The organism is Streptomyces sp. A18, assembly GCF_059026065.1.
Window position 1 is genome coordinate 37,527 of the sequence record NZ_JBWLKL010000050.1, and the last position, 6,000, is coordinate 43,526.

Below are 6,000 nucleotides of genomic sequence, written 5' to 3' on the forward strand. Positions count from 1 at the left end.
ATAATCACGACTCGGCGGCGCCGTGCGTCATAGAGATATTCTCGACGGCCTCGATGCCAGGCCAGATCACATGTGAGTGATCTCCATCATTTCAAACGTGACCTTCGCCGCGCCACATTCTGGGCACGCCCAGCCGTCCGGGATATCTTCCCACCGAGTTCCGGGAGCGAAGCCCTCGTCAGGCCACCCCTTGGCTTCGTCATAGATGAAGCCGCACACCTGGCATTCCCATACCTTCACGCCAACTCCCTCGATGCCGAACCGACCCGAAAAGCCTCTTGCACTTCCGGGCTCAGCCTGTACGATAACAGAAACTCCATAGATACAGAAATCTATGGATAACGAGATTAACGGGGATCCCGAGTGCCGGGGAAGCGACGTGCTTCGTCCATCCCGAGCCACACACTCTGGGTGCACTCGATGGGAAGCGAGGTAGCGGAATGCCTGTCCATGACAGTCTCTTACTGCTTGACGGCGTTGAACCTCTCGGCCAACTCGTAGCCGACGAGCTCGAGAAACGCTGGGCAGACGGGGACGGGGCGATCGATGCGATCTGCCACTACTCCCTGGTGCCCACTGGGAAGTTGTTTCGGCCCATCCTCCTGCTCGACTCGGCGCAGGCGGTCGGCGGTGACCCGGCCGCTGTTCTGCCCGCTGCCGCAGGAGCCGAGTGCGGCCATGTCGCGAGCCTCATACATGACGACATCATCGACCAGGACGACTTGCGTCGAGGTCGCCCCTCAGTACAGAGCAAGTACGGAATCAACGACGCCATCGTCGCCGGAGACGCACTGCTCTTCGACCTTTTCGCCTCGCTGGCCGAGTGCCGGCAGACGGGAGTCCCGGACAGTCGCGTCGCCGCGGCTCTGGAGGCAGTCGCACGAGCCGGCTTGGATCTTTGCCGCGGGCAGAGCCTCGAAGCAGAATTGACGGCCAGTCGTCGATTCGACGCCACCACCTATCTTCAGGTGGCCATGCTTAAGACAGCCGCGTTCTTCCGAGGCGCCTGCGAAAGCGGTGCCCTTCTCGGCGGAGGTTCGTCGGAGCAGGTGGAAGCACTGCGCTTGTACGGTGAATCGATCGGTACCGCGTTCCAGATTCACGACGACCTCCTGGCCTACCTGAGCAAGAGCGATGTCACAGGCAAGCCCGACATCAGCGACGTGCAGAATGGTCGTGTGACGCTTCCGGTGATCCTCGCCTACGAGGCAGGAACAGTCGACCAGAAGCAGCACATATCGAATGCGCTGTTCTCCTCGAATGATCCCGAGAACGGTCTTGCGATACTCACTCGTATCACCAGCGAAACCGGGGCGGTTGCCGCCGCGTCGCACATGGCGCGAACCTACGCCAGTACTGCCAAGAACGCAGTCCTGACCCTTCCCCCGTCCCCGAGCCGGGATCGACTGTCCTTCTTCGCCGACGCGGTCATCACCCGAGACTACTGATGACGCCCGTCCTGCCTGACTGTGGAGAGGAGGGTGGAACGTGGAAGACATCCCCTCAGGCGCGGTGGAAAAGGCCGCGATGGTGTTGGAGGCCTTTCCGCCAGGGCGAACAGCAATTGGCGTGACCGAGCTATCCCGCCGTTGCGGTCTGGCCAAGTCGACCACACACAGAACCTTGGGGATTCTGGAAACGATCGGAATGGTCGAACGTCAGGAGGCCGGGTACCTCCTGGGCTGCCTCATCAGGCGACTCGCTGACATCTATGACGGGCGGTCACCTTCCCAGCTCCGGGACTGCGTTCTGCCGTACATGCTCGATCTCTATGAAGAGACGCACCTAACGGTCCAGCTAGGTATATGGACTGGTGGGAGTGTGCTCATCGCAGAGAACCTGCACGGACAGACGGACAGACGCAGCTCCCCTGAAGTGGGAGCACGTATTCCTGTTCACTGCACGGCGTTGGGGAGAGTGCTTCTGGCCCACGTCGACGACTACTCCCGACTCCGCGTCCTCCGGACCAGGCTCCGCCCCTTCACGACAGAGACCGTCGTTTCGCCGGGACTTCTGGAGCAAGAACTGGAAGCTATTCGCCAGCAGGGTCTGGCTCGCAGCTGGAACCAGTTCCTGCCCGGCATCGCGGACGTAGCTGCGCCCATCCGGGACGCTGACGGATCCATCGTCGCCGCGATCGCTGTGTCGGGGCCCATCGGTTGCTTCGATACCGATGCGGCGGCCCGTCATGTCCGTCGCACCGCCCGCGCCGCGTCGCTGTCACCCTGCCTGGCCGAAGCTCCGCGGCCGGCGGGGCACACCGACAGGAGCAACTCATCCCTGCAGTACGTCTGAACCGAGCAGCACTCCGGAGGCTTGCCTGGAGCTTCAGCCAGGCAAGCCTGCGGAGGTGAGGCAGGTCCACCGCAGCCCTCGGAATTACTCAAGCCGCTTCGGAGGTGACGGGCAAGCCCTCCACGCGCCACTCCAGCATGCCATCGACCAGACGGCGCGCCTTGCGGCCCCGGCTGTTGAGCAGCCGTACCGCTTCGTGAGCCAGGACGCAGTAGCTTCCGCGGCAGTAGGCCACTATTTCCCTGTCCGACGGCAGAGCCGTGAGTCGGTCACCCAGCTCTTCCAGCGGCACGCTGAAGGCACCGGGGATGTGCCCTGCAACGTATTCCTCGTGCGACCGTACGTCGAGGACGATGGCACTGCCGTCCTTCGCCCGGGCAAGCAGTTCCTCACGCCCGATGGCTTCTGTCGCCTCACCGAGGTAGGCAACACGCGCTCGTTCCGTGTCGGCGATGTGGGTCTGAGCCACGTTGCGAATCAGCACATACAACGCAGCGACATCGTCACCCGAGAGTCTGTAGTAAACGCGTGTTCCCTCGCGACGGGTGGACACGACACCCGCACGCTTGAGAGCCTGGAGATGCGCGGACGCGGTGGTCAGCCCAAGCTCCGCAGCCTTGGCCAGTGAGTCGACTGTCCGCTCGCCCTGAGCGATCAGGTCGAGCAGCTCCAAACGCTTGCCGCTACCAAACGCTTTCCCTACGCGGGCGAATTGTTCGTAAAGATCCGCCTTGAGTACTGAGTCACCCATAATCCACTCCTCAAGCAATTTCAAGAATAGAGTAACAGTGGGTATGGCAGCCTTGCCACTGGCCAGCAGTAGGCCATACCTCCGGTCCACAGCCGTTGGGCGCGAACACGTTCAGCGTGAAGTGAGAGCCAACCCTCCGCGCAGGCCGTGCCCGAGATCGCTGGACAGCAGCATGAGCGCCATCTTGCGGCCGGCAGACTAGCCGCATCGCCCCAGCGAGGCCCTCGAAAACTCTGGCCGCGCACCGCACTTTGGCTGAGACCCTGCGTCGCGATACCCCAGGCCGACTACGCACGCACACTCACGTCGTGTCGACCTCAACGGGCAACTCCGCGAGCCGCCACTCAAGCATCCCGTCCGCCAGGCGCAGGGAACTCCGGCCACGAGCAGTGAGAACCCGGGCCGCCTCTCGTGAGAGAACACAGTTGACTCCGCGGCAGTACGCAACGATTTCGGTGGTGTCCGGCAGTTCGCCCAGCCGAGCCTCAAGTTCCTCCAGCGGGATGGATAGCGCGCCAGGGATATGCCCCGCGAGGTACTCCTCAAGCGGTCGGACGTCGAGCACCGTGGCAGTACCCTCCGCCACCCGTTCCAGGAGTTCGGACCGAGTCAACTGCGCGGTGTCGTCGGGGCCGAGGTAGGCGGCGCGCGCGACGTTGACACCTGCAATGCGGAGGTCTGCGACCTGCTGCAATACCGAGTAGAGCTTGACGATGTCGTCACCGGCAAGGCTGTAGTGAATGCGCACGCCTTCGCGTCGAGTGGCCACCAATCCTGCCTGTTTGAGGGTCTGCAAGTGTGCCGATGCAGTCGTCAGGTTCAACCCGGCAGCACCAGCAAGAGTCTCGACACTGCGCTCCCCCTGGGCCAGTAAGTGCAGCAGCTCCAAACGCTTGCCGTTAGCCAGAGCCCGCCCTACATCGGCGACAGTGTCGAAGAGGGCGGCCTTGAGTGTGGGATTCGACATTCATTCCTCCATACATCCATGGAGTATTTTATTACTATGCTGGCGACAGGTGCCACCCCCAGCGTCGATCCCGTACCGCTGCCCTCAGGAGGGCGCCATGACATTCGCGGACCAACATCTGGTTCCACTGACCGACACCGGGCTGGGCAACAACTCCTACCTGGTAGATCTGGGTGACGGACGTGCGCTCGCCGTAGACGCGAGCCGCGACTTGCGAGCCCTTCGAACCGCTACTGAGCGACGCGGACTTTCCATCGCGTTCACCGCTGATACGCATCTACACGCCGACTTTCTCAGTGGTGCGCTGCAGCTCTCTGCCGACGTTGGCTCCACGATCCTGGCTTCCGCAGCAGGTCGACGAACCTTTCCCCACACGGCTCTCGCCGACGGCGACGAGGTGGACCTGGGCGGGCTGACCCTTCGTGCCCTGGCGACTCCTGGGCACACAGATGAGCACTTGTCCTTCCTGCTGCTGGACGGCACAGAGCAGCTCGGTGTCTTCACCGGCGGCTCCCTGATCGTTGGCTCGGCCGCTCGCACCGACCTGCTGGGCAGCGAGCGAGCGGAAACGCTCGCCCGTTCCCAATACCGCTCGCTCAAGCGACTGGCCGAGCTACCCAACGACACGGCTGTATGGCCCACGCACGGTGCAGGGTCCTTCTGCTCTGCCCCACCCGGAGCCGACCGCACCACCACCATCGGGGCCCAGAAGGCCGCCAACCCGCTCCTCACCGCGCCGGACGAGGACGGCTTTCTCCAGCAGCTGCTCGGCAGTCTCGGCTCCTACCCCTCGTACTTCAACCGCCTATCCGAGGTGAACCGGCGTGGCCCGGAGGTCCTCCAGGCGCTTCCTACGCCTCGCGAGCTGTCCCTGGACGACGTGTCGAGGCTCGTCCGCAGCGGAGCACAAGTCATCGACATCCGTCCGGTGGCGGACTTCGCAGCGGGTCATATCCCTGGTGCCCTCTCCATTCCTCTGCGCGACCAGTTCGCCACCTGGCTGGGCTGGCTCGTCCCCGACGACAGTGCGATCGTCATCGTCGCGGAGCGAGAATCCGTCGAAGAGGTCCTCTGGCAGTCCCTGAAGATCGGCCACGGGCGAATCGTCGGGCGGCTGTCGGGGGGGGATGGACGCCTGGGCAGCGGCCGGACGACCTCAGGAATCCATCGAGTTGGTCCCGCCTGCTCGCATCACCGGGCGCCCGGTACTCGACGTACGGCAAGACTCGGAGCACGCTGCGGGGCACATCCCCGGCGCCTTGCACATCGAGCTTGGCGCCCTGCCCGCACACATGGTCTCCGCGCCATCTGACGCGGTCGTGGCCTGTGGACACGGCGAGCGCGCCATGACCGCCGCCAGCCTGCTCCAGCGCGCCGGGCGGCAGGGACTGGCCGTACTCGACGGTGGGCCCACGGACTGGGCCGAGGCAACCGGCCGTGCGCTCGAGGAAGGCGCGTGATCACGTCGGCCAGAGGAGAGGGCAGCTCTCGGGCCCGGCCAACAGCCGCATCCGGCTTGCTCGTCACTGCACGAATGCACGAACCCCACGCCACTCGTCGACAGCGGATGGCTTCCCTGCAAGGCCACAGGCCCGGCGGCCTTACGAGCATGCACCGAAACCGATCAAACAGCGCTCAGACACTGAAAGCTGGCGCTTCACACGCCGGGCCCGGATCCCTGGACGTGTGCGCCGAAAATAGAGGGGGGATGAACTACATGCGAGCAACCGCACGCGTACCGGCGAAGGTGAATGTGCAGTTGGCGGTAGGGAAACGCCGACCGGACGGCTTCCACGAGCTCGTCAACGTGTTCTTGGCAGTCGGTCTCTACGACGAAGTGACTGTCGCCCCTGCTGACAAGTTACGGATCACGTGCTCAGGCGACTCGACGCATCAAGTCCCTCTCGACCGTACGAACCTCGCCGCCCGAGCGGTGGAACTGCTGGCCGATCGGCGCGGTCGCTCGCCCGACGTTCACATCCATATC

Annotated in this window: 7 protein-coding genes and 1 pseudogene; 5 read left to right on the top strand and 3 right to left on the bottom strand. The window is 63.9% G+C overall.

All coding sequences use genetic code 11. The features are described 5' to 3' along the window. Positions 1-66: 66 nt before the first annotated feature. On the bottom strand, positions 67-240 hold the full coding sequence (locus tag AC5P1C_RS39075; protein ID WP_493870734.1) for a rubredoxin: 174 nt from the start codon (positions 238-240) through the stop codon (positions 67-69). A 200-nt stretch (positions 241-440) separates the two neighbouring features. Here AC5P1C_RS39075 and AC5P1C_RS39080 point away from each other — a divergent pair, with 200 nt between their 5' ends. Together AC5P1C_RS39080 and AC5P1C_RS39085 are read left to right on the top strand one after the other, a co-directional pair. Then, positions 441-1,448: a polyprenyl synthetase family protein gene (locus tag AC5P1C_RS39080; RefSeq protein WP_493870735.1), complete on the top strand. Its 1,008-nt coding sequence runs from the start codon at positions 441-443 to the stop codon at positions 1,446-1,448. A gap of 40 nt (positions 1,449-1,488) precedes the next feature. Continuing rightward, the gene (locus AC5P1C_RS39085) at positions 1,489-2,295 is read left to right on the top strand and encodes an IclR family transcriptional regulator (protein ID WP_493870736.1); all 807 of its coding nucleotides are present in this window, start codon (positions 1,489-1,491) and stop codon (positions 2,293-2,295) included. Between the two features lie 88 nt (positions 2,296-2,383). Here the strand turns inward: AC5P1C_RS39085 and AC5P1C_RS39090 are convergent, their stop codons facing one another. Continuing rightward, positions 2,384-3,046: an ArsR/SmtB family transcription factor gene (locus AC5P1C_RS39090; RefSeq protein WP_493870737.1), complete on the bottom strand. Its 663-nt coding sequence runs from the start codon at positions 3,044-3,046 to the stop codon at positions 2,384-2,386. A gap of 301 nt (positions 3,047-3,347) precedes the next feature. Then, positions 3,348-4,013 (bottom strand): metalloregulator ArsR/SmtB family transcription factor, encoded by a 666-nt coding sequence (locus AC5P1C_RS39095; protein WP_493870738.1) that lies wholly within the window; start codon positions 4,011-4,013, stop codon positions 3,348-3,350. Between the two features lie 97 nt (positions 4,014-4,110). Here AC5P1C_RS39095 and AC5P1C_RS39100 point away from each other — a divergent pair, with 97 nt between their 5' ends. From AC5P1C_RS39100 to AC5P1C_RS39110, 3 genes and pseudogenes are all read left to right on the top strand, one after another. After that, positions 4,111-5,325 carry an MBL fold metallo-hydrolase gene (locus AC5P1C_RS39100; RefSeq protein WP_493870739.1) on the top strand — a complete coding sequence of 405 codons (1,215 nt, stop codon included), beginning with the start codon at positions 4,111-4,113 and terminating at the stop codon, positions 5,323-5,325. Next, positions 5,273-5,473, top strand: a complete 201-nt coding sequence (locus tag AC5P1C_RS39105; RefSeq protein WP_493870740.1) for a rhodanese-like domain-containing protein — start codon at positions 5,273-5,275, stop codon at positions 5,471-5,473. Before AC5P1C_RS39100 ends, AC5P1C_RS39105 begins: the two co-directional genes overlap by 53 nt. A gap of 257 nt (positions 5,474-5,730) precedes the next feature. Further along, a pseudogene (locus tag AC5P1C_RS39110) lies at positions 5,731-6,000 on the top strand (4-(cytidine 5'-diphospho)-2-C-methyl-D-erythritol kinase); the annotation flags it as partial.